Origin of the sequence: Bifidobacterium jacchi (genome assembly GCF_009078285.1) — a bacterium.
Classification (GTDB): domain Bacteria; phylum Actinomycetota; class Actinomycetes; order Actinomycetales; family Bifidobacteriaceae; genus Bifidobacterium; species Bifidobacterium jacchi.
Genome location: NZ_RQSP01000004.1, coordinates 82,425 through 85,156, shown reverse-complemented (window position 1 = coordinate 85,156; position 2,732 = coordinate 82,425). Strand labels below are relative to the sequence as shown.

3 protein-coding genes are annotated in these 2,732 nt (G+C 63.8%); all 3 read right to left on the bottom strand.

Going from position 1 to position 2,732, the window contains the following annotated elements; all coding sequences use genetic code 11:
• Window positions 1–77 precede the first annotated feature (77 nt).
• A complete protein-coding gene (locus EHS19_RS02270) occupies window positions 78–1,475 on the bottom strand; it encodes an NCS2 family permease (RefSeq protein ID WP_151916219.1) in 1,398 nt (465 codons plus the stop codon).
• A 183-nt stretch (window positions 1,476–1,658) separates the two neighbouring features.
• Window positions 1,659–2,201 carry an ACT domain-containing protein gene (locus tag EHS19_RS02265; protein ID WP_151916218.1) on the bottom strand — a complete coding sequence of 181 codons (543 nt, stop codon included), beginning with the start codon at window positions 2,199–2,201 and terminating at the stop codon, window positions 1,659–1,661.
• A 284-nt stretch (window positions 2,202–2,485) separates the two neighbouring features.
• Window positions 2,486–2,732 (bottom strand): amino acid kinase family protein (locus EHS19_RS11260; RefSeq protein WP_479680309.1); only part of this gene is annotated, 247 nt, incomplete at its 5' end.

The following is a 2,732-nucleotide window of genomic DNA, read 5'->3' as shown; positions in this document are numbered from 1 at the left end:
GGGGCGCACCCTGTGACCGAAGGCGCGCCCTGTGACCGAAACGAATCGGAGCGCGGCTCGAAGCGCGAATCTAAACGCTACTGCAGGAACGCCATCAGCACGAAATCGACGATGAACAGCAGCGCCACGATCCAGATGATCGGGTGCACCTTGTTCGCCTTCTTCTTGCAGGTCATCACGATGCAGTACATGATGAAGCCGCCGGCGATGCCGTACGAGATCGAGTACGAGAACGCCATGAACACGGCCGCGAAGAACGCCGGGATCGCCACGGTGATGTCGGCCCAGTCGATCTCCTTGAGCGAGGCGGCCATCATGCAGCCGACCATCACCAGCACGCCGGCGGTCGCGGCGGACGGCACCGCCGAGACGACGGGCGCGAAGAACGCGGACAGCGCGAAGCAGACCGCCACCACGACGGAGGTCAGACCGGTGCGGCCGCCCGCGGCGATGCCTGCGGACGACTCGACGTAGGTGGTGGTGTTCGAGGTGCCGCAGATGGCGCCGATCGAGGTGGCGATGGAATCGGCGAACAGTGCGCGATCCATCTTCGAGGAGAAGCCGTGGCCGTTTTCGAGCGCCTTCTCATCCTCAAGCGAGAAGATGCCGGTGCGGCGGCCGGTGCCGATGAACGTGCCCAGCGTGTCGAACGTGTCGGACATGGAGAACGCGAAGATCGTCACGATCACCAGCGGCAGCTTGGCCGGGTCGGAGAACAGCGCCGGGAAGCCATCGGCGGAGAAGATCGCGCCGAACGTGGCCGGCAGCTCGGAGAAGGTCTGGCCGAGGGACTGCGAATCGGACCACGAAGTGACGCCGAACGGGATGCCCACGACGGTGGTGATGGCGATGGCCAGCAGCAGGCCGCCCTTCACCTTGAGCACAGTGAACACCACGGCCAGCAGCAGACCGATGAGGAACACCCACAGCACCTTGTCGTTGAAGTTGGCCAGACCGGGAGTCGCGGCGATCGGATTGCCGGAGCCGGCGGTCTTCGGGTCGCCGGGGGTGAACTTGATCAGGCCGACGTTGAGCATGCCGACGTAGGCGACGAACAGGCCGATGCCGCCGCCGATCGCCTGCTGCAGCACCTCGGGGATGGCCATGATGATCATCTTGCGGATCTTGGTGACCGTGATGACGATGTTGATCAGGCCGCACAGGAACACCATGCACAGCGTCTCCTGCCAGGTGAAGCCGAGGCCGAAGCACACGGTGTAGGTGAAGAACGCGTTGAGGCCCATGCCGGCCGCCTGCGCGTACGGCACGTTGGCGAACAGGCCCATCACCAGCGTGCCGATGATGGCCGCGATGATGGTGGCGAGGAACACGCCGCCCCACGGCATGCCCGTCTTGCTCAGGATCTGCGGATTGACGACGATGATGTACGCCATCGCGAAGAACGTGGTCAGGCCGGCCAGGATTTCGGTCGAGGCCGTCGTGCCGTTCTCCTTGAGATGGAAGAACTTCTCCATGATGCTCTCTTCTCTGTGGGTGAATGGTTGCATGGGTGGTTGCATATGTCTGCATGATGCGAGCGTGCGTATGCCCGTGCTTCTGCGAACTCGCCTACCATAACACCCGTGCAAGTCATGAATGTTATGTGCAGATATACGCCTTATTCACCCTCAGTTCAGGAGGAGCATCATTTGGCTCATTCAGCGGCCGGTGCCGCCGTAGACGACCGCCTCGATATGATCGGCATCGAGACCGTAGGCGGTGTGCAGCGCGCGGACCGCGTCGTCGAGCTGGTCAAGCGGCACGAGCGCGGCGATGCGGATCTCCGACGTGGAGATCATCAGCACATTGATGGCCTTCTCGCTCAGCGCGGTGAAGAACTTGGCCGCAAGACCGGAATGCGTCTTCATACCGACACCCACCACGGCGACCTTGCCGACGTTGACATCCACGTCGAACGAGCGGTAGCCGAGCTCCTCGTGCTTGTCGAGCAGCACGTCCTGCACCTGCCTGACGGTCGACTCCGGCACGGTGAACGAGATGTCGGCGGTGCCGGCCGACGAGCTGGCCTGCACGATCATGTCGACGTTCACGCCGGCGATCGCCAGTTCGGTGAAGACCTTGGCGGCCATGCCAGGCTCGTTCGGCACGCCGCGCACGGTGGCGAGCGCCTCGGAGCGGTCGTGCGCGATGCCGGAGATGACCGGCGCCTCGGGACCGAGATCGGGGAACAGATCGCCCATGGATTTCACGTCGGCCGCGCCTGCTGCGGTGGTTGCGGCTGCGCTTGCAGCTGTGCTTGCAGCTGTGGTTGCTGCGTTGGTTGCATTCTCGTTGCTCATGTTGTTCACCTTATGTGATCGAAGTACGTTCGTTGGGTTTTCGGATTGGTTGCAGGTTGGCTGCGGATCGCTTGCAACTCGACTGCTGATCGGCTGCGTTGGCCGCTCTGCCCGGCCTGGCTGCGTCGGCCACGCGATCAGGATCGCACGATGCCCCTGCACAGTGCCGGCCGCGCGCCGCGCGGTCAGTCGAGATTCGGCAGCGTGCGCGGATCGACCCCTTCCGGTACGACAAGCGTGCCGCGCCGATGGGAGAACGAGGAGCGCACATGCAGCGGCATGTTGAATCGCTGCGCATATTCGACGCAGCGCAGCGCAAGCACCTTGGAGCCGCAGCTGGCCATTTCCAGAATGGCGTCGTAGCCGATCGCGGGAATGCGCCGAGCGGTGGGCACGATGCGCGGGTCGGCGGTGAAGATGCCGTCCACATCG

Bases quoted from the DNA above. Each gene is read 5' to 3' on its own strand.
- EHS19_RS02270 (WP_151916219.1), bottom strand. From the start codon at position 1,475: ATGGAGAAGTTCTTCCATCTCAAGGAGAACGGCACGACGGCCTCGACC.
- EHS19_RS02265 (WP_151916218.1), bottom strand. From the start codon at position 2,201: ATGGGCGATCTGTTCCCCGATCTCGGTCCCGAGGCGCCGGTCATCTCC.